Origin of the sequence: Pseudomonas sp. W15Feb9B (genome assembly GCF_000828175.1) — a bacterium.
Taxonomy (GTDB): Bacteria; Pseudomonadota; Gammaproteobacteria; order Pseudomonadales; family Pseudomonadaceae; genus Aquipseudomonas; species Aquipseudomonas parakoreensis.
Window position 1 is genome coordinate 25067 of the sequence record NZ_JTKF01000043.1, and the last position, 19617, is coordinate 44683.

A 19617-nucleotide genomic window follows, 5' to 3' on the forward strand; every position below is an offset into this window, starting at 1 on the left:
GCTTAGCGGTCCACGTCGGCCATAACGAAGTCGATACTACCCAGGTACGCAATCAAGTCCGCGACCATGCTGCCTTTGATCACCGAAGGGATCTGTTGCAGATGCGCGAAGCTCGGAGTACGGATCCGGGTACGGTAGCTCATGGTGCCGCCGTCGCTCGTCAGGTAATAACTGTTGATGCCCTTGGTCGCTTCGATCATCTGGAAGGATTCGTTGGCCGGCATGACCGGGCCCCACGAAACCTGCAGGAAGTGCGTGATCAGGGTTTCGATGTGCTGCAGCGTGCGCTCTTTCGGCGGCGGCGTGGTCAGCGGGTGATCCGCCTTGTACGGGCCTTCCGGCATGTTGCGCAGGCACTGATCGATGATCTTGACGCTCTGACGCATCTCTTCGACGCGAACCATGCAGCGGTCGTAGGCATCGCCGTTGGCAGCCAGCGGCACTTCGAACTCGAAGTTCTCGTAGCCGGAGTATGGACGTGCTTTACGCAGGTCGAAGTCGCAACCGGTGGAACGCAGGCCGGCACCGGTGACGCCCCATTCCAGCGCCTCTTTGGTGTTGTACTGGGCAACGCCGATGGTACGACCCTTGAGAATGCTGTTCTGCAGGGCGGCCTTGGTGTATTCGTCGAGGCGCTTTGGCAGCCATTCAACGAAGTCTTTCACCAGTTTTTCCCAGCCGCGTGGCAGGTCGTGGGCGACGCCGCCGATGCGGTACCAGGCCGGGTGCAGACGGAAACCGGTGATGGCTTCGATCACCGTGTACGCCTTCTGGCGGTCGGTGAAGGTGAAGAACACCGGAGTCATCGCGCCGACGTCCTGGATGTAGGTACCGAGGAACAGCAGGTGGCTGGTGATCCGGAAGAACTCGGCCATCATGATGCGGATGACGTCGACCTTCTCTGGCACCTTGATGCCGGCCAGCTTCTCGACCGAGAGCACGTACGGCAGGTTGTTCATCACGCCGCCGAGGTAGTCGATACGGTCGGTGTACGGGATGAAACTGTGCCAGGACTGACGCTCGGCCATCTTCTCGGCGCCACGGTGGTGGTAACCGATGTCCGGCACGCAGTCGACGATCTCTTCACCGTCCAGCTGCAGAATGATGCGGAACGCACCGTGCGCCGAAGGGTGGTTCGGACCCAGGTTGAGGAACATGTAGTCCTCGTTGGCCCCGGAACGCTTCATGCCCCAGTCTTCAGGACGGAAGCGCGCGGCTTCTTCCTCAAGCTGTTGCTTGGCGAGGTTGAGGCTGAACGGATCGAATTCGGTGGCGCGCGCCGGGAAGTCCTTGCGCAGCGGGTGACCTTCCCAGGTCGGCGGCATCATGATGCGCGACAGGTGCGGGTGGCCTTTGAAGTCGATGCCGTACATGTCCCAGACTTCACGTTCGTACCAGTTGGCGTTCGGCCAGATGCTGGTGACGGTCGGCAAGCTCAGGTCGCTTTCGGACAAGGCGACTTTGATCATCACGTCACTATTACGCTCAAGCGACATGAGGTGATAGAACACGGTGAAGTCGGCGCCCGATGGCAGCCCTTGACGCTTGGTGCGCAGACGCTCGTCCACGCCGTGCAGGTCATAGAGCATGACGTACGGCTTGGGCAGGTTGCGCAGGAAGGTCAGGACTTCGACGAGTCTGGCGCGCGCCACCCACAGCACCGGCATGCCGGTGCGGGTCGACTGAGCGGTGAACGCTTCGGCGCCAAAACGATTGTTCAATTCGACGACCACATCCTGGTCGTCTGCCTTATAAGGCGGGATGTACAGAGCGCTGCCTGTAGTCATGGTTATTTTTTCGCTTTCGGTCAACGTAAAGAATGAAGCCAGCTTCTCGTTTCTTTGAAACAGACTGGATCAGACTTCGTCAGGGCTGCGCAGGTTGGTGACTGCGATTCGCTGTTCGCGGCGCTGTTCCTTTTGCGAAGGCATGTCGGCGCGATAAACGCCTTGGTCGCCAACGACCCAGGAAAGCGGACGACGCTCCTGTCCAATCGATTCCTGCAACAGCATCAAGCCTTGAAGGAATGCTTCTGGACGAGGCGGGCAGCCAGGTACGTAGACGTCCACGGGCAGGAACTTGTCCACCCCTTGAACCACGGAGTAGATGTCGTACATGCCACCGGAGTTGGCGCACGAACCCATGGAGATCACCCACTTCGGTTCGAGCATCTGCTCGTAGAGACGCTGAATGATCGGCGCCATCTTGATGAAGCAGGTACCGGCGATAACCATGAAGTCGGCCTGACGCGGTGATGCCCGGATAACTTCGGCGCCAAAGCGCGCGATGTCGTGGGGCGCCGTGAAGGCGGTGGTCATTTCCACGTAGCAGCACGAAAGTCCGAAGTTGTACGGCCACAGGGAGTTTTTACGCCCCCAGTTGACCGCGCCACTCAGCACGTCTTCGAGCTTGCCCATGAAAATGTTTTTGTGGACTTGATCCTCTAACGGATCGGAAACGGTTTCCCGTTCGCCGATCGGATACTGCTCGTTAGGAGCATCGGGGTCGATTCTGGTGAGATTGTATTGCATTGCCAAAGCCTCATTGTTTCAGCTTCGCCTGCCGCTTGCGACGAGCTTCCGGAGCCCAGTCAAGGGCGCCCACTCGGAACAGGTAGACAAGACCTGCCAACAGAATTGCTATGAAAACGAGAGCTTCGACGAATCCGGTCCAGCCGCTTTCGCGGACGGACACAGACCATGCAAAGAGAAAGAGGGCTTCGATATCGAAGATCACGAACAGCATCGCGACCAGATAGAATTTGGCTGAGAGCCGCAAGCGGGCGCCACCTGTAGGTAGCATGCCGGACTCGAACGGTTCGTTTTTGCTGCGGCCCCAGGCTTTTGACCCGAGGAGGCTGGAGACGCCAAGCATGAAGGCACACAGGCCGACGACACCCAGAAGGAAAATGGCAAAGCCCCAGTTGTGGGCCATGAGTCCTGTCGCTTCGGGCATGCTGGTAATCCTTAACAGAGAGCAAAGGTCTCTGAGCTTGATAAAGAAATAGGCAGTGACGATATGTCGCAGCAATCAATCGCGCTGATTTTATGGCTAAACACCCGGCAAGTAAAATTCCTATAGCGAAATTATTTATTGGAATAAGGACATAGCTTACCTCCGATGCCCTGCAGGCCATGCGTTGCGGGCATTAGCCGGGATTCTGCCAATTATGTTTTGTAGGAAATGTAACGAACATAGTTGTCGCTAAATGATAATTAATATCGTTTGGAGTGGTTTTGTAACTGTTTAGCGGTGCAGTAAACAGAAAGTTGTCTTATATGCCTGTTACTGCAAGTAGCGGTGGCGAGCGTTTTAGCTGATTTTTGTGACGTCTATACCGCTCTGGGTCAATGTTTTGTCTCGCGGGCTGAAGATGAAACCTGTGGGAGCGAGCCTGCTCGCGAGTGCGGTGGGTCAGTCGCCGCATGTGCAGGCTGACAGTACGCTTTCGCGAGCAGGCTCGCTCCCACAAGGGTCGTTGCAGGATCTACCCTTTGTAGGAGCTGCCGCAGGCTGCGATCTTTTGACTTTGCTTTTAAAGACAAGATCAAAAGATCGCAGCCTGCGGCAGCTCCTACAGGGCGGGCGGTGGAATTCTGCGGGCAAAAAAACGCCCCGAACCAGTCGGGGCGTCAGTCTTGCGGCTTTGCGGTTAGCTCTTTATACGATCCGCAAAGGCCGTTTGCTCAGCGAAGTCGAATCAGTGGAACTGTTCTTCTTCGGTCGAACCGGTCAGCGCGGTGACCGAGGACGTGCCGCCCTGGATTACGGTGGTCATGTCGTCGAAGTAGCCGGTGCCCACTTCCTGCTGGTGAGCCACGAAGGTGTAACCCTTGGCGGCGTCAGCGAATTCCTGCTCCTGCAGCTTCACGTAGGCAGTCATGTCGTTGCGGGCGTAGTCGTGCGCCAGGTTGAACATGCTGTGCCACATGTTGTGAATGCCGGCCAGAGTGATGAACTGGTGCTTGTAGCCCATGGCGGACAGTTCGCGCTGGAACTTGGCGATGGTCGCGTCGTCCAGGTTTTTCTTCCAGTTGAAGGAAGGCGAGCAGTTGTACGACAGGATCTGGTCCGGGTATTCCTTTTTGATCGCTTCGGCGAAGCGACGGGCTTCTTCCAGGTCCGGCTTGGCGGTTTCGCACCAGATCAGGTCGGCGTACGGTGCGTAGGCCAGGCCACGGGCGATTGCCTGGTCCAGACCGGCGCGAACCTTGTAGAAACCTTCCTGGGTACGGGTGCCAGTCACGAACGGCTGGTCGTACGGGTCGCAGTCGGAAGTCAGCAGGTCGGCAGCGTTGGCGTCGGTACGGGCCAGGATGATGGTCGGTACACCGGCAACGTCGGCAGCCAGACGAGCAGCGGTCAGCTTCTGTACGGCTTCCTGGGTTGGAACCAGCACCTTGCCGCCCATGTGGCCGCATTTTTTCACGGAAGCCAGCTGGTCTTCGAAGTGAACGCCGGCGGCGCCTGCTTCGATCATGCTCTTCATCAGCTCGTAGGCGTTCAGTACGCCGCCGAAACCGGCTTCAGCGTCAGCCACGATTGGCGCGAAGTAGTCGATGTAGCCTTCATCACCCGGGTTCTTGCCGGCTTTCCACTGGATCTGGTCGGCACGACGGAACGAGTTGTTGATGCGCTTGACCACGGTCGGCACCGAGTCCACCGGGTACAGCGACTGGTCCGGGTACATCGATTCTGCGGAGTTGTTGTCTGCAGCCACCTGCCAGCCCGACAGGTAGATCGCCTGGATACCGGCCTTGACCTGCTGAACAGCCTGGCCGCCGGTGAGAGCGCCCATGCAGTTGACGAAATCTTTCTCTGGGCGGAAGGACGGCTTGGCACCCTGGGTCACCAGGTTCCACAGCTTCTCGGCGCCCATTTTTGCAAAGGTGTGCTCAGGTTGAACCGAGCCACGCAGACGGACGACGTCAGCAGCGGAGTAAGTGCGAGTCACGCCTTTCCAGCGCGGGTTTTCAGCCCAGTCTTTTTCAAGGGCTGCAATTTGCTGTTCGCGTGTCAGTGCCATGGAGATAAACCTCGTCGCGTCTTTATGAAAAGTTGTTCTGCGGTGGAAAATTCCTGCGCTCGCTGACCAGAAGCTTAGGCGGTCAGGTCGGGTTCGGCGGGGTAGGCGACGGGATGAACGATGAGCTCGAGGGGAAGTGAGCAGGTAGTGGCGGACTGCGGGCGCATTCGGGCGTCGTGGGCCTTTATACGTTCTACAGCGTGAAGCCGGGTTACCTAATTACGCTTCCGTCCCTCGGGACAACTTCGTTCCAGTCGGCAACCTCGTCAAACACACCTTGTGGGCGGTACAGACACGAAGCGGTTCGCGGGGTAGGTGCGAACGTCGCTTCGAAGGCCCTTGCCAGGGCCTCTGATTAGCGGGAGCGAGGCCATCATGCCTTCGCTTTTTTGGCTCGTCAAACGTTTTGTAGTGCTTTTTTTCAAGCACTACATCTTTCGTCTAATACGACTAATCAGTCAGTTTTCGGTGCTTTAGTCCAGGGCGTCGACTTTGACCCGCAAGGTCATGTCATCCCGGCCTTGAGTCGAGTAGCTGCGGGTCAGCCCCTGTTTGTCGGCCTGAGTCTGGCGATTCACCCCGGCGAGAGTGATCCATTCGCCCAGGCGTCCGCTGACTGTTGTGTCGGTACTTTGCACGTTCACTACATCGGGACGTTCCTGGCTCATGCGGTCACGGTTGGTACTGATTGCCAGGTGAACGATGTCGCCGGTGACGCTCGCCGTCACGTAGAAACCCTGGGTGACGTTGCGGTATTGCGTCTGGCTGCTGTAATCGCCGTAGGAATTGGTCTGGCTGCTGGTGATCGGCACACTTTGACCGACTTGAATCAGCGCCGGCATGCCGTCGGTGGCTTGCACCTGCTGCACGCCGCCATCACGGCTGGCGGTGCTGCGGCTGATGATGCGGGTCTGGTTCGGTTGGGCGCCGTTGACCGAGTAGCCTTCATCACCACGGTCGTTGTTTTCATTGGTATCGACCGTGATCAGCAGGCGTTTGGGCGCAGTGTCGAGTTGAGTGATCAGCGCCTTGAGTTCCTGGATCTTGTCCGGCTCGGCCTTGATGATCAGTTGATTGCCATAGGCGCTGACCTGACCGTCCTTGCCGATGAAGTCCTGCGCCATCGGCAGCATATCGGCACTGGTGCGGTAATTGAGGGGCACGATTTCTGTGGCTGCCATCACCGAAAAACTGCAGCCGAGCAGCAGGGTGGTGAGCAGGGTGCGTAGGGACATGTCCGTTATCTCCGCTTTCGAAAGGCTTGATAGTGCCAGTTTGTCGGCTTGCGGTGGTGCAAGTTGAATCGTAGACAGCAAAACGCCCCGGCATCGGTTGATGTCGGGGCGTTTTGTGGTGTTCATATGCCGCTTTTGTGGCGAGGGAGCTTGCTCCCGCTGGGCTGCGTAGCAGACCCCGGATTTTCAGGGCCGCTTCGCGCCCCAGCGGGAGCAAGCTCCCTCGCCACAGGGTTTCACAGGTATGAGATCTCTACTGATCAGGCCGAATGCCGAACCATATCGACATGCGGAATTCCGGCTTCGAGGAATTCCTCGCTGACCAGGCTGAAGCCCAGACGCTCATAGAACGCCGTGGCCTGTACCTGCGCGCTGAGCATTTGCTGCTGCAGGCCGCGGGCTTCGGCTTCGGCGATGACCGCCTGCATCAGCGCATCACCCACCTTCATCCCGCGCCAGTCCTTCAGTACCGAAACCCGGCCAATGTGCCCGTCGGGCAGCAGGCGCGCGGTGCCGATCGGAAAGTCACCTTCGAACGCCAGAAAATGCACGGCGGTCGCGTCATCGGCGTCCCATTCAAGCTCGGGTGGCACCGATTGTTCGGCGATGAACACCGTTTCACGAATGCGCCGGATCTCGGCGTTGTCCTTTTGCCAGTCTGCGACACGTACGCGAATCTTATTCATCGGCAAATCCCAGGCTGCCCTGTTTGACCAGCTCGCACAGCAGGCCGCGACCGTCTTCGTCGTTCAGCCACTCGCCGAGGTTGTCGACGTGCAGCGCATCGGCGGCGCAGATCATCTTCAGCAGCTCGCGCAGCTTGCCCGGCAGGTAACGGCTCTGACCGCTGGCGAACAGCAGCAGATCGTCATCGACTTCCGACCAGGCCAGGCGCGCGCTCGGGTTGCGGATCAGCACCGCACCGTCTTGCAGGGCGTTGAGGAAGTCATCTTCTTCAACGTCTTCCGGGCCGACCACCAGTTCCGGGTAGCGCGGTTCGGTCATGTACTGGCCGAACCAGGTCAGCAGCAGGCGCTCGTCGCTCATGTGCTCGGCGAGCAGGCTTTTCAGGCGGCCGAGTGCGTCGTGCTGGATCTGATGCGGATCATCGCTGACCGGCTTCGCATCGGCGTCGGTGTAGCGTTCTTCGTCAGTCAGGAACTGGCTGAGGAAGTCAGTGAAATGGGTCAGCACTTCAGAAGCGCTCGGCGCGCGGAAGCCGACCGAGTAGGTCATGCAGTTGTCGACGGCGACACCGCAGTGGGCCAGGCGCGGTGGCAGGTAAAGCATGTCGCCCGGTTCCAGCACCCACTCTTCGGTTTCGTGGAATTCGGCGAGGATGCGCAGATCCGCATGTTGCAGCAGCGGGCTCTCGGAGTCGCACATCTGGCCGATCTTCCAGTTGCGCTTGCCGTGGCCTTGCAGCAGGAATACGTCGTAGTTGTCGAAGTGCGGACCGACGCTGCCACCCGGGGCGGCGAAGCTGATCATCACGTCGTCGACGCGCCAGCTCGGCAGGAAGCGGAAGTTTTCCAGCAGCTCGCTGACTTCCGGGACGAATTGGTCAACGGCCTGAACGAGCAAGGTCCACTCTTTTTCCGGCAGCTTGCTGAATTCGTCTTCGGCGAACGGGCCGCGACGCAGCTCCCACGGACGCTCGCCGTGCTCGATCACCAGGCGCGACTCGACCTCTTCTTCCAGGGCCAGGCCGGCCAGCTCGTCGGCGTCGATCGGGCTTTCGAAGTCAGGGATGGCCTGACGGATCAGCAGCGGCTTTTTCTGCCAGTAATCGCGCATGAATTCGCGCGCCGTGAGACCGCCCAGAAGTTGAAGAGGAGTATCAGGATTCATGTGTAACCTATTGAAAAAAAGCATTTTTCAGACGGGAATAAAAACGCCCGGCGCGGCCGGGCGTCTCAAACGGGTCAAGCGGTGAATCAGATGCGTTTGGCTTGCGCCACAGCGTTGCCGATGTAGTTGGCCGGGGTCAGCTGTTTCAGCTCGGCTTTCGCTTCGGCTGGCATGTCCAGGCCGTCGATGAAAGTCTGCAGCGCTTCAGGGCTGATGCCCTTGCCGCGGGTCAGTTCTTTCAGCTTCTCGTACGGGTTTTCGATGTTGTAGCGGCGCATTACGGTCTGGATCGGCTCGGCCAATACTTCCCAGCAAGCGTCCAGATCGGCAGCGATCTTGTCAGCGTTCAGCTCAAGCTTGCTGATGCCTTTGAGGCTGGCTTCGTAGGCGATCACGCTGTGAGCGAAGCCCACACCGAGGTTGCGCAGTACGGTGGAGTCGGTCAGGTCGCGCTGCCAGCGGGAGATCGGCAGTTTGCTCGCCAGGTGCTGGAACAGTGCGTTGGCGATGCCCAGGTTGCCTTCGGAGTTTTCGAAGTCGATCGGGTTGACCTTGTGCGGCATGGTCGACGAACCGATTTCGCCAGCGATGGTGCGCTGTTTGAAATAACCCAGGGAAATGTAGCCCCAGATGTCACGGTCGAAGTCGATCAGGATGGTGTTGAAGCGCGCAATGGCGTCGAACAGTTCGGCGATGTAGTCGTGCGGTTCGATCTGTGTGGTGTACGGGTTGAAGCCCAGACCCAGCTCGTCTTCGATGAAGGCGCGGGCGTTGGCTTCCCAGTCGATCTGCGGGTAGGCCGACAGGTGCGCGTTGTAGTTGCCTACGGCGCCGTTGATCTTGCCCAGCAGCGGCACGGCAGCGACTTGAGCGATCTGACGCTCGAGACGGTAAACCACGTTCGCCAGCTCTTTGCCCAGCGTGGTCGGGGAGGCCGGTTGACCGTGGGTGCGCGACAGCATCGGCACGTCGGCGAAACGGATTGCCAGTTCGCGGATGGCGTTGGCAGTCTGGCGCATCAGCGGCAGCATCACGTCGTCACGGCCTTCGCGCAGCATCAGGGCGTGGGACAGGTTGTTGATGTCTTCACTGGTGCAGGCAAAGTGAATGAACTCGCTGACCTTGGCCAGCTCCGGCAGCTTGGCCGCCTGCTCCTTGAGCAGGTATTCGATCGCCTTGACGTCGTGGTTGGTGGTGCGCTCGATCTCTTTGACGCGCTCGGCGTGCTCCAGCGAGAAGTTTTCAGCCAGTTCATTGAGAACGGCGTTGGCCTCGGCGGAGAAGGCGGGCACTTCCGGGATACCGGCGTGGGCGGCCAGGCGCTGGAGCCAGCGCACTTCAACCAGGACGCGGGCACGGATCAGGCCGTACTCGCTGAAAATCGGGCGCAGGGCCTGGGTTTTGCCGGCGTAGCGGCCGTCAACAGGGGAAACCGCAGTGAGCGAAGAGAGCTGCATGGGGTGTTCTCGGACAGTCGGGCAACGAAATGGGGCGCGTATCATACATGAAAAAATCCGCCGGTCCGTTGCCAACTGACCGGCGTATTACGCGCTACAGACTACAAAACTTTTATTGCGCGACGATTTACTCGCTGCGCATCAACGGATACAGCTCTTTGAGCAGCTTGCGCCGGCTGATCACCAACTGCCAGCGGTGGCCGCCGAGCTGGCGCCACAGGCGCGCCGAACGGATGCCAGCCAGCAGCAGGGCGCGGATTTTCGAGGCATTGCTCGGTTGTTGCAGGTTGCGCATGTCGCCATGCACCTGAATCCGCTGGCGCAGGGTGCTCAAGGTGTCCTGATACAGCGCACCGCAAGCGGCGATCACGTTTTCGTGGGCCGGGCCGAAATGTTCGACCTGCGACTGGATCTGCGGCAAGCGCTTGCCAATGGTGTCGAGCATGTCGTCACGCTTGGCCAATTGACGTTCGAGGCCGAGCATCGACAGGGCGTAGCGCAGCGGTTCGCGCTGCAGGGTGCTGGGGTCGCGCTCAAGAGCGCCGATCAATGCACGGTAGCCTTCGCGCAAATTGATATCGTCGCCGCCGTACACGTCCAGTGTGTCTTTCGGGTCGCGTACCAGCAGGCTGCCGAGCATGCAGCTCAGGCCGGCCTCGCTGGTCTGGCCGGTCTTGGCGATCCGGTCGACCAGCACTGCGGCGAGAAACACGCCGCCCAGCGCCGTCAGTTGCTCCTGAGTCGGGCTCATGCCTGGCCGCTCCACGGCTCGGCAACTTCGATCACGCCGCCACCGAGGCAGATTTCACCGTCATAGAACACCACGGACTGACCCGGGGTTACCGCACGTTGCGGTTCGTCGAACACGGCACGGTAGCCGCTGGCGGTTTTTTCCAGGGTGCAGGCCTGATCGCTCTGGCGATAACGCACTTTGGCGGTCAGGCGCAGCGGCTGGCTCAGGTCGATCGGATTGACCCAGTAGATTTCCGAAGCGAGCAGGGCGCTGGAGAACAGCCACGGATGGTTGTTGCCTTGGCCGACGATCAGCTCGTTGCTGTCCAGATCCTTGCGCAGCACGTACCACGGCTCGTCGCCGGCATCTTTCAGGCCGCCGATACCCAAGCCCTGACGCTGACCGATGGTGTGGTACATCAAGCCGTGGTGACGGCCGATGACTTCGCCTTCGGTGGTTTTGATCTCGCCCGGTTGCGCCGGCAGGTATTGCTTGAGGAAGTCGCTGAAGCGTCGCTCGCCGATGAAGCAGATCCCGGTGGAATCCTTCTTCTTGGCGGTCGCCAGCTCGTATTTCTCGGCAATGGCGCGCACTTCGGGCTTTTCCAGTTCACCGACCGGGAACAGGGTCTTGGCGATCTGTTCGCCGCCGACAGCGTGCAGGAAGTAGCTCTGGTCCTTGTTCGGATCGAGGCCCTTGAGCAGTTCGGTACGACCATCGATGTCGCGACGGCGCACGTAGTGGCCGGTGGCGATCAGGTCGGCGCCAAGCATCATGGCGTAGTCGAGGAATGCCTTGAACTTGATCTCGCGGTTGCACAGGATGTCCGGGTTCGGCGTGCGTCCGGCCTTGTATTCGGCGAGGAAGTGCTCGAACACGTTGTCCCAGTACTCGGCGGCAAAGTTGGCGGTGTGCAGCTTGATGCCGATCTTGTCGCACACGGCCTGGGCATCCGCCAGGTCATCCATGGCGGTGCAGTATTCCGTTCCGTCGTCTTCTTCCCAGTTCTTCATGAACAGGCCTTCCACCTCGTAACCCTGCTCGATCAGCAGGAGAGCGGAAACGGAAGAGTCCACGCCGCCGGACATGCCGACAATGACGCGCTTCTTGGATGTGTCAGAAGGGGCTGGATCACGCATAGGGATTCAATGAGTGTCTTGAAAAAGGACGCGATTCTAGCAGGCTCACGGCCTCAAGGCTAAAGAGAAGGGCGGATCAGTTCGAGACTGAAGTGATGGCCGGCCAGATAGTCGTCGATGCAGCGGATGATCAGCTCGCTGCGCCAGTTGTCGCGCTGAGCGATTAATTCGCTACGGGTCAACCACTTGGCGCCGACGATGCCGTCGTCGAGTTGATAGTCCGGGTGGTGTTTCACCGCTTTGGCGCTGAAGCACACGCGCTGGTAAGTCACGCCGTTGCTCGGTGCGGTGTACAGGTAAATCCCGATCACGCCGGTGGGTTCCACGTCCCAGCCGGTTTCCTCGAGGGTTTCGCGGATGGCGGCGTCGATCAGGGTTTCGTCCGGATCCAGATGACCGGCGGGCTGGTTGAGCACGTTACGCCCGGCTTTGTGCTCTTCGACCATCAGGAAGCGGCCGTTGTCTTCGACGATGGTGGCGACGGTGATGTGGGGGAGCCATTCCATAAAACCTTCCTCAATATCCAGGTTTAACCGATTCACTGTGGGAGCTGGCTTGCCAGCGATAGCGGTGGATCAGGCACCTTCAATGTTGAATGATAAGCCGCCATCGCTGGCAAGCCAGCTCCCACAGGGTTTTGTGTTGTATTCGGAAACAGAAACCCCGGCACTGGGCCGGGGCTTCTTTGCAGCATTACAACCTTAAACCAGCGCAGCAATCGCCGCGTTGAAAGTTGCGCTTGGGCGCATGGCCTTGCTGATCAGCTCGGCGTCGGCGTGGTAGTAACCACCGATGTCCACTGGCTTGCCCTGCACGGCGTTGAGCTCGGCAACGATGGTCGCCTCGTTCTCGGTCAGGGTTTTGGCCAGGGTCGCGAACTGCGCTTGCAGTGCAGCGTCTTCGGTCTGGGCGGCCAGGGCCTGAGCCCAGTACAGCGCCAGGTAGAAGTGGCTGCCGCGGTTATCGATGTTGCCGACTTTGCGCGATGGCGACTTGTTGTTGTCGAGGAACTGGCCAGTGGCCTGATCCAGGGTCTTGGACAGAACCAGTGCTTTCGGGTTGTTGTAGTTCACACCCAAATGCTCGAGGGACGCTGCCAACGCGAGGAACTCGCCCAGCGAATCCCAGCGCAGGAAGTTTTCTTCGACCAGTTGCTGCACGTGCTTCGGTGCCGAACCGCCAGCGCCGGTTTCGAACAGGCCGCCGCCGTTCATCAGCGGCACGATCGACAGCATCTTGGCGCTGGTGCCCAGTTCCATGATCGGGAACAGGTCGGTCAGGTAGTCGCGCAGGACGTTGCCGGTCACCGAAATGGTGTCCTTGCCTTCGCGGGTGCGCTGCAGGGTGTACTTCATGGCGTCGACCGGCGCCATGATCTGGATGTCCAGACCGCTGGTGTCGTGATCCTTCAGGTACGCCTGAACTTTCTCGATGACCACGCCGTCGTGGGCGCGCATCGGGTCCAGCCAGAAGATCGCCGGGGTGCTGCTGGCGCGAGCGCGGTTGACGGCCAGTTTGACCCAGTCCTGAATCGGCGCGTCTTTGGTCTGGCACATGCGGAAGATGTCGCCGGCTTCAACAGCCTGTTCCATCAGCAGGTTGCCCTTGCTGTCGGTGACGCGAACCACGCCGTCAGCCTTGATCTGGAAAGTCTTGTCGTGCGAGCCGTACTCTTCGGCTTTCTTCGCCATCAGGCCAACGTTTGGCACGCTGCCCATGGTGGTCGGATCGAACGCGCCGTTGGCTTTGCAATCTTCGATCACGGCCTGGTAGATGGTGGCGTAGCAACGATCCGGGATCACTGCCTTGGTGTCGTGCAGTTGACCGTCGGTGCCCCACATCTTGCCGGAGTCACGGATCATCGCCGGCATCGAGGCGTCGACGATAACGTCGCTCGGCACGTGCAGGTTGGTGATGCCCTTGTCGGAGTTGACCATCGCCAGCGACGGACGCGCGGCGTAGACCGCTGCGATGTCCGCTTCGATCTGTGCTTGCTGCTCGGCCGGCAAGGCCTTGATGCGCGCGTACAGATCGCCAATGCCGTTGTTCAGGTTGAAGCCGATCTGGGCCAGCACGTCAGCGTGCTTGGTCAGGGCGTCTTTATAGAACTCGGCAACGATCTGGCCGAACATGATCGGGTCGGAGACCTTCATCATGGTCGCTTTCAGGTGCACCGAGAGCAGTACGCCTTGCGCCTTGGCGCTGTCGATTTCAGCAGCGATGAACGCACGCAGGGCGTTTTTGCTCATCACGGCGCAGTCGAGGATCTCGCCGGCCTGAACGCTGGTTTTTTCTTTCAGGACGGTCGCGGTGCCATCTTTGGCGATCAGCTCGATCTTCACAGCGTCAGCGGCGTCGATCAGGGCAGCTTTTTCGCTGCCGTAGAAATCGCCGGTGCTCATGTGAGCGACGTGGGACTTGGAGTCTTTGGCCCAGGCGCCCATCTTGTGCGGGTGCTTGCGCGCATAGTTCTTGACCGACAGCGGAGCGCGGCGGTCGGAGTTGCCTTCACGCAGAACCGGGTTCACGGCGCTGCCCTTGACTTTATCGTAACGCGCCTTGGCTTCTTTTTCGGCGTCGTTGGTCACGGTTTCCGGGTAGTCCGGCAGGTTGTAACCCTGGGCTTGCAGCTCTTTGATCGCCGCTTGCAGCTGAGGTACCGAAGCACTGATGTTCGGCAGCTTGATGATGTTGGCTTCAGGCGTAACGGCCAGGGCGCCCAGTTCGGCGAGGTGGTCGGCTACGGCTTTGTCGCCCAGTTGCTCGGGGAAGCTGGCCAGGATGCGTGCTGCAAGAGAGATATCGCGGGTTTCCACGGCGATATCGGCCGAGGCGGTGTAAGCCTCGATGATCGGCAGCAGGGAATAGGTGGCGAGGGCTGGAGCTTCGTCGGTGAAGGTATAGATGATCTTCGAGCGGGTGGGCATATTCGGATTAACTCTCTCTTCTTTGCTAAAGCGTGCGCAGAAACTCGAGGGGCGCCGGGTAAGCGCGTTCGTTCAAAGTCATCCATGAACCGAATGTCGAGAATCTTCGCGGTGATGTTGGGTGCATCGTTGAGCGTCAAGCAGTCAGGCTGCGGTAACAACCCGACCAATCAGGCGGAAAGTCTCGTACTAGAGAGGCCAGCCGTCGTGACCCTTTGGTCAGCGGGCGGCATTATACATAGGTAGCTGGCAATCTGCCGATGGTTCATATGCAACCGGTCTCGTCCATTGGTCTAAAGGTCGCAGGGCGGGGTGGGGCGTAGAGTCGCCGGGAATGCTTGAGTTTGGCGCTTTTCCCTTTGCTTTCAGGCTTGTACGAAACCAGATGTGCCCGCGCCGTGAACAGAGGGTTTGCGTGTTGATTTAACTGGGTTACGCTCGAACCAAGCCAGATGTTCAATCCAAACAATGGAGTTCAGCATGGGTTACAAGAAGATTCAGGTTCCAGCCGTCGGCGACAAAATCACCGTCAATGCAGACCATTCTCTCAATGTTCCTGATAACCCGATCATCCCCTTCATTGAAGGTGACGGCATTGGCGTCGACGTCAGCCCGGTGATGATCAAAGTGGTTGATGCTGCCGTGGCCAAGGCCTATGGGGGCAAGCGCAAGATTTCCTGGATGGAGGTTTATGCTGGCGAAAAAGCGACTCAGGTCTATGACCAGGACACCTGGCTGCCCCAGGAAACCCTGGACGCCGTCAAGGATTACGTGGTCTCCATCAAGGGCCCGCTGACCACTCCGGTCGGTGGCGGCATCCGCTCCCTCAACGTTGCCCTGCGCCAGCAGCTCGATCTCTATGTCTGCCTGCGCCCTGTGGTGTGGTTCGAAGGCGTGCCGAGCCCGGTGAAAAAGCCTGGCGACGTCGATATGGTGATCTTTCGCGAGAACTCCGAAGACATCTATGCCGGCATCGAGTGGAAGGCCGGCTCCCCTGAGGCCACCAAGGTCATCAAGTTTCTGAAAGAAGAAATGGGCGTCACCAAGATCCGTTTCGACCAGGATTGCGGTATCGGCATCAAGCCTGTTTCCAAGGAAGGCACCAAGCGCCTGGTGCGCAAGGCCCTGCAGTACGTGGTGGACAACGACCGCAAGTCGCTGACCATCGTGCACAAGGGCAACATCATGAAATTCACCGAAGGTGCCTTCAAGGACTGGGGTTACGAGGTGGCGAAGGAAGAATTCGGCGCCGAGCTGCTCGATGGCGGCCCATGGATGAAATTCAAGAACCCGAAAACCGGCCGTGAAGTCATCGTCAAGGATGCCATCGCCGACGCCATGCTCCAGCAGATCCTGCTGCGTCCGGCCGAATACGATGTGATCGCCACGCTGAACCTCAACGGTGACTACCTCTCCGATGCCCTGGCGGCTGAAGTGGGCGGTATCGGTATCGCGCCGGGCGCCAACCTGTCCGACACCGTGGCCATGTTCGAGGCGACCCACGGTACCGCGCCGAAGTACGCCGGCAAGGATCAGGTCAACCCGGGCTCGGTGATTCTGTCGGCCGAGATGATGCTGCGTCATCTGGGCTGGACCGAAGCGGCTGACCTGATCATCAAGGGCACCAATGGCGCCATCAAGGCCAAAACCGTGACTTACGACTTCGAACGTCTGATGGAAGGCGCCACGCTGGTGTCTTCTTCGGGCTTCGGTGAGGCGATCGTCAAGCACATGTAAGAACGGCAGTCGCAACAAAATCGCCCGGCTCGAGTGATCGAGCCGGGCGGTCTGTTTTCTGGCAGGTGTCCGGGTCGCTTCAGTTGGTCACGGATTGGTGATGAGCGGCGGTCGAGGCACTATCTTTTGCGGCCTCGACATTCTGAATTTTTGTGGCGTGCAGGCCTTTGGGCCCTTGCACGATCTCGAATTTGACGATTTGCCCGGCTTTAAGGGTTTTGTACCCGTCCATTTCAATGGCGGAGTAGTGGGCAAAGAAATCGATGTCCTTGCCGTCCTCGTCCTTCCCCTCGCGGGAGTCAGTGTTAATGAAACCGAACCCCTTGGCATTGTTGAACCATTTCACCTTGCCGACAGCCATGCTCAAATCCCTCTGCAACAGTCTCCATCGCTGGAGTATCATCCAATTCATCCGCAATCGAATCCGTTAAAAAGATTGACTCCGCGGATCTTTTTTACCCACTGTGGGCTCTATTGGTTGTAACACCGTTTTCCCGATAGTCAAGGTGACCGGGCAGTCGGAGTTGAAAAGGTGTACAGCCGCCCCCACCACTGTATTTGCACAACTGACGAACCTTTCTTTCCATGCATGCAATCAGCCAGATTCGACTAACATTCAATCAGGATCGCCCGCTTCTCCAAAAGGATCTTCCACAGGAGCACGACGACGATTCGGCAGGCGTTGCTGTTCAGGAAGCAAAGCCTGCGTTACAGGCGCCGCCGATGTACAAGGTGGTTTTGTTCAACGATGACTACACACCGATGGATTTCGTCGTCGAAGTGCTCGAGGTGTTTTTTAACCTGAATCGCGAGCTGGCGACCAAGGTCATGCTGGCCGTTCACACAGAAGGACGGGCAGTATGTGGAGTGTTTACCCGCGACATCGCCGAGACAAAGGCCATGCAGGTCAACCAGTACGCCAGGGAAAGCCAGCATCCGCTACTCTGTGAAATCGAGAAGGACGGTTAATCGCCGACCACTTGGGTATGAGGTGAAGCTATGTTAAACCGCGAGCTCGAAGTCACCCTCAATCTTGCCTTCAAGGAGGCTCGTTCGAAGCGTCATGAATTCATGACCGTCGAACACCTGCTGCTGGCCCTATTGGACAATGAGGCTGCCGCCACCGTATTGCGTGCCTGCGGCGCAAACCTCGACAAACTCAAGCACGACCTGCAGGAGTTCATCGACTCAACCACGCCATTGATCCCCGTCCACGACGAAGATCGCGAAACCCAGCCAACCCTGGGCTTCCAGCGTGTACTGCAACGTGCTGTTTTTCATGTACAGAGCTCGGGCAAACGCGAAGTGACTGGCGCCAACGTGCTGGTTGCAATCTTCAGTGAGCAAGAGAGTCAGGCGGTGTTCCTGCTGAAACAGCAGAGCGTTGCGCGCATTGATGTCGTCAACTATATCGCCCATGGCATCTCCAAGGTGCCGGGGCATGGCGATCACTCTGAAGGTGAACAAGACATGCAGGACGACGAGGGCGGTGAGTCTTCTTCTTCAGGCAATCCGCTGGATGCTTATGCCAGCAATCTCAACGAACTTGCGCGCCAGGGTCGGATCGATCCGCTGGTCGGTCGCGAAACGGAAGTCGAGCGTGTCGCGCAGATCCTTGCGCGTCGACGCAAGAACAATCCGCTGCTGGTGGGCGAGGCAGGCGTGGGTAAAACCGCGATTGCCGAAGGCCTGGCCAAGCGCATTGTCGACAACCAGGTGCCGGATCTGTTGGCCAACAGTGTCGTTTATTCGCTCGACCTCGGCGCTCTGCTTGCAGGCACCAAGTATCGCGGTGATTTCGAGAAGCGCTTCAAGGCGCTGCTCAATGAACTGAAAAAACGTCCGCAGGCGATCCTGTTCATCGACGAGATCCACACCATCATCGGTGCGGGTGCCGCGTCCGGTGGCGTGATGGATGCCTCGAACCTGCTCAAGCCGCTGCTGTCGTCTGGCGACATTCGCTGCATCGGCTCGACCACGTTCCAGGAATTTCGCGGCATCTTCGAGAAGGATCGTGCGCTGGCACGACGCTTCCAGAAAGTCGATGTCGTCGAGCCGTCGGTGGAAGACACTATCGGTATCCTGCGCGGCCTGAAGGGGCGTTTCGAGCAACACCACAACATCGAATACAGCGATGAGTCGTTGCGCGCCGCTGCTGAACTGGCATCGCGCTACATCAATGACAGGCATATGCCGGACAAGGCCATCGACGTGATCGACGAAGCGGGCGCCTACCAGCGTCTGCAGCCGGCCGACAAGCGCGTGAAGCGCATTGACGTGCCACAGGTTGAAGACATCGTGGCGAAGATCGCGCGGATTCCGCCGAAACACGTCACCAGCTCCGACAAGGAACTGCTGCGTAACCTGGAGCGTGACCTGAAGCTGACGGTGTTTGGTCAGGATGCGGCGATCGATTCGCTGTCGACCGCGATCAAACTGTCCCGCGCCGGCCTCAAGTCGCCGGACAAGCCAGTCGGTTCGTTCCTGTTCGCCGGTCCAACCGGTGTCGGCAAAACCGAGGCTGCGCGGCAACTGGCCAAGGCGTTGGGCATCGAACTGGTGCGCTTCGACATGTCCGAGTACATGGAGCGCCACACCGTATCGCGTCTGATCGGTGCGCCTCCAGGCTATGTCGGCTTTGATCAGGGCGGTCTGTTGACCGAAGCGATCACCAAGCAGCCGCACTGCGTGTTGCTGCTCGATGAAATCGAGAAGGCGCATCCGGAAGTCTTCAACCTGCTGCTGCAGGTGATGGACCACGGTACGCTCACCGACAACAACGGGCGCAAGGCGGACTTCCGCAACGTGATCATCATCATGACCACCAACGCCGGCGCCGAGACGGCAGCGCGGGCTTCGATCGGCTTCACTCATCAGGACCACTCGTCCGATGCGATGGAAGTGATCAAGAAGAGCTTCACGCCGGAGTTCCGTAACCGTCTGGACACCATTATCCAGTTTGGTCGCCTCAGCCATGAGGTCATCAAAAGTGTGGTGGACAAGTTCCTTACCGAACTGCAGGCGCAGCTGGAAGACAAGCGTGTGTTGCTGGAGGTTACCGATGCGGCGCGCAGTTGGCTGGCGGCCGGTGGTTACGACTCGGCGATGGGCGCACGTCCAATGGCGCGTCTGATCCAGGACAAGATCAAGCGTCCGCTGGCGGAGGAGATTCTGTTTGGCGAGCTGGCCGAGCATGGCGGTGTGGTACACATCGACATCAAGGATGGTGAGTTGACGTTTGACTTCGAGACTACGGCGGAGATGGCCTGACGGTGTTGGTCTGTTGTAAAGCGAAAGGCGCCTTCGGGCGCCTTTTTTGTTGTCTGATCTTTTTGGGTGTATATCCGTTGCTGCGGTAACGGCGGCTTAGGGTTCCGCCCTTACGGCGGGTCACTTTTGGCAAACGCCCCAAAAGTAACCAAAAGGTCTATGCCCTGACGTTCGGCCCTCGCTTAGGCTCGGGTTCCTTCGCTGCGGGATTCATCCGGGGGGCAGCGCCTACGGTTTGCTTC

The 19617-nt window shown here is 59.1% G+C and carries 16 protein-coding genes; 3 read left to right on the forward strand and 13 right to left on the reverse strand.

The window, feature by feature from the left end:
* Positions 1–2 precede the first annotated feature (2 nt).
* The 12 genes from nuoC to OC71_RS21670 form a co-directional block, all read right to left on the reverse strand.
* The gene (gene nuoC / locus OC71_RS21615) at positions 3–1787 is read right to left on the reverse strand and encodes an NADH-quinone oxidoreductase subunit C/D (protein WP_041073225.1); all 1785 of its coding nucleotides are present in this window, start codon (positions 1785–1787) and stop codon (positions 3–5) included.
* 69 nt (positions 1788–1856) lie between these two features.
* Entirely contained in the window at positions 1857–2531 is a 675-nt protein-coding gene (locus OC71_RS21620; protein WP_003223809.1) for an NADH-quinone oxidoreductase subunit B family protein, read from the reverse strand.
* 10 nt (positions 2532–2541) lie between these two features.
* Positions 2542–2955: an NADH-quinone oxidoreductase subunit A gene (locus tag OC71_RS21625; protein WP_003223812.1), complete on the reverse strand. Its 414-nt coding sequence runs from the start codon at positions 2953–2955 to the stop codon at positions 2542–2544.
* 745 nt (positions 2956–3700) lie between these two features.
* Positions 3701–5026, reverse strand: a complete 1326-nt coding sequence (gene aceA, locus OC71_RS21630) for an isocitrate lyase (protein WP_041073228.1) — start codon at positions 5024–5026, stop codon at positions 3701–3703.
* A 473-nt stretch (positions 5027–5499) separates the two neighbouring features.
* A complete protein-coding gene (locus OC71_RS21635; protein ID WP_041073230.1) occupies positions 5500–6261 on the reverse strand; it encodes a secretin N-terminal domain-containing protein in 762 nt (253 codons plus the stop codon).
* A 260-nt stretch (positions 6262–6521) separates the two neighbouring features.
* A complete protein-coding gene (locus OC71_RS21640; protein ID WP_003223818.1) occupies positions 6522–6947 on the reverse strand; it encodes a GNAT family N-acetyltransferase in 426 nt (141 codons plus the stop codon).
* The gene (locus tag OC71_RS21645; protein ID WP_041073232.1) at positions 6940–8112 is read right to left on the reverse strand and encodes a cupin domain-containing protein; all 1173 of its coding nucleotides are present in this window, start codon (positions 8110–8112) and stop codon (positions 6940–6942) included. Before OC71_RS21645 ends, OC71_RS21640 begins: the two co-directional genes overlap by 8 nt.
* An 86-nt stretch (positions 8113–8198) precedes the next feature.
* Positions 8199–9569, reverse strand: a complete 1371-nt coding sequence (gene purB, locus OC71_RS21650; RefSeq protein ID WP_027614666.1) for an adenylosuccinate lyase — start codon at positions 9567–9569, stop codon at positions 8199–8201.
* Between the two features lie 127 nt (positions 9570–9696).
* A complete protein-coding gene (gene hflD / locus OC71_RS21655; RefSeq protein WP_041073234.1) occupies positions 9697–10320 on the reverse strand; it encodes a high frequency lysogenization protein HflD in 624 nt (207 codons plus the stop codon).
* A complete protein-coding gene (gene mnmA, locus OC71_RS21660) occupies positions 10317–11441 on the reverse strand; it encodes a tRNA 2-thiouridine(34) synthase MnmA (protein WP_007920201.1) in 1125 nt (374 codons plus the stop codon). Before mnmA ends, hflD begins: the two co-directional genes overlap by 4 nt.
* Before the next feature lie 59 nt (positions 11442–11500).
* Positions 11501–11947 carry an NUDIX hydrolase gene (locus OC71_RS21665; protein WP_041073236.1) on the reverse strand — a complete coding sequence of 149 codons (447 nt, stop codon included), beginning with the start codon at positions 11945–11947 and terminating at the stop codon, positions 11501–11503.
* A 195-nt stretch (positions 11948–12142) separates the two neighbouring features.
* On the reverse strand, positions 12143–14368 hold the full coding sequence (locus tag OC71_RS21670) for an NADP-dependent isocitrate dehydrogenase (protein WP_041073238.1): 2226 nt from the start codon (positions 14366–14368) through the stop codon (positions 12143–12145).
* A 480-nt stretch (positions 14369–14848) separates the two neighbouring features.
* On the opposite strand from OC71_RS21670, the gene icd reads away from it, so the two are divergent.
* Entirely contained in the window at positions 14849–16105 is a 1257-nt protein-coding gene (icd, locus tag OC71_RS21675) for an NADP-dependent isocitrate dehydrogenase (RefSeq protein ID WP_041073239.1), read from the forward strand.
* A gap of 79 nt (positions 16106–16184) precedes the next feature.
* Here the strand turns inward: icd and OC71_RS21680 are convergent, their stop codons facing one another.
* Positions 16185–16466, reverse strand: a complete 282-nt coding sequence (locus OC71_RS21680) for a cold shock domain-containing protein (RefSeq protein WP_041073248.1) — start codon at positions 16464–16466, stop codon at positions 16185–16187.
* Between the two features lie 224 nt (positions 16467–16690).
* Here OC71_RS21680 and clpS point away from each other — a divergent pair, with 224 nt between their 5' ends.
* Together clpS and clpA are read left to right on the forward strand one after the other, a co-directional pair.
* Positions 16691–17074, forward strand: a complete 384-nt coding sequence (gene clpS / locus OC71_RS21685; RefSeq protein ID WP_011334948.1) for an ATP-dependent Clp protease adapter ClpS — start codon at positions 16691–16693, stop codon at positions 17072–17074.
* 30 nt (positions 17075–17104) lie between these two features.
* Positions 17105–19375: an ATP-dependent Clp protease ATP-binding subunit ClpA gene (clpA, locus tag OC71_RS21690; RefSeq protein ID WP_041073244.1), complete on the forward strand. Its 2271-nt coding sequence runs from the start codon at positions 17105–17107 to the stop codon at positions 19373–19375.
* Positions 19376–19617: the final 242 nt, after the last annotated feature.

What these genes read in the sequence shown, in the direction of transcription:
- nuoC (WP_041073225.1), bottom strand. Translation starts at nt 1,787, where the DNA reads ATGACTACAGGCAGCGCTCTGTACATCCCGCCTTATAAGGCAGACGAC.
- aceA (WP_041073228.1), bottom strand. Translation starts at nt 5,026, where the DNA reads ATGGCACTGACACGCGAACAGCAAATTGCAGCCCTTGAAAAAGACTGG.
- OC71_RS21670 (WP_041073238.1), bottom strand. Translation starts at nt 14,368, where the DNA reads ATGCCCACCCGCTCGAAGATCATCTATACCTTCACCGACGAAGCTCCA.
- mnmA (WP_007920201.1), bottom strand. Translation starts at nt 11,441, where the DNA reads ATGCGTGATCCAGCCCCTTCTGACACATCCAAGAAGCGCGTCATTGTC.
- clpS (WP_011334948.1), top strand. Translation starts at nt 16,691, where the DNA reads ATGCATGCAATCAGCCAGATTCGACTAACATTCAATCAGGATCGCCCG.
- icd (WP_041073239.1), top strand. Translation starts at nt 14,849, where the DNA reads ATGGGTTACAAGAAGATTCAGGTTCCAGCCGTCGGCGACAAAATCACC.
- OC71_RS21620 (WP_003223809.1), bottom strand. Translation starts at nt 2,531, where the DNA reads ATGCAATACAATCTCACCAGAATCGACCCCGATGCTCCTAACGAGCAG.
- OC71_RS21625 (WP_003223812.1), bottom strand. Translation starts at nt 2,955, where the DNA reads ATGCCCGAAGCGACAGGACTCATGGCCCACAACTGGGGCTTTGCCATT.
- purB (WP_027614666.1), bottom strand. Translation starts at nt 9,569, where the DNA reads ATGCAGCTCTCTTCGCTCACTGCGGTTTCCCCTGTTGACGGCCGCTAC.
- OC71_RS21635 (WP_041073230.1), bottom strand. Translation starts at nt 6,261, where the DNA reads ATGTCCCTACGCACCCTGCTCACCACCCTGCTGCTCGGCTGCAGTTTT.
- OC71_RS21665 (WP_041073236.1), bottom strand. Translation starts at nt 11,947, where the DNA reads ATGGAATGGCTCCCCCACATCACCGTCGCCACCATCGTCGAAGACAAC.
- hflD (WP_041073234.1), bottom strand. Translation starts at nt 10,320, where the DNA reads ATGAGCCCGACTCAGGAGCAACTGACGGCGCTGGGCGGCGTGTTTCTC.
- OC71_RS21680 (WP_041073248.1), bottom strand. Translation starts at nt 16,466, where the DNA reads ATGGCTGTCGGCAAGGTGAAATGGTTCAACAATGCCAAGGGGTTCGGT.
- OC71_RS21640 (WP_003223818.1), bottom strand. Translation starts at nt 6,947, where the DNA reads ATGAATAAGATTCGCGTACGTGTCGCAGACTGGCAAAAGGACAACGCC.
- OC71_RS21645 (WP_041073232.1), bottom strand. Translation starts at nt 8,112, where the DNA reads ATGAATCCTGATACTCCTCTTCAACTTCTGGGCGGTCTCACGGCGCGC.
- clpA (WP_041073244.1), top strand. Translation starts at nt 17,105, where the DNA reads ATGTTAAACCGCGAGCTCGAAGTCACCCTCAATCTTGCCTTCAAGGAG.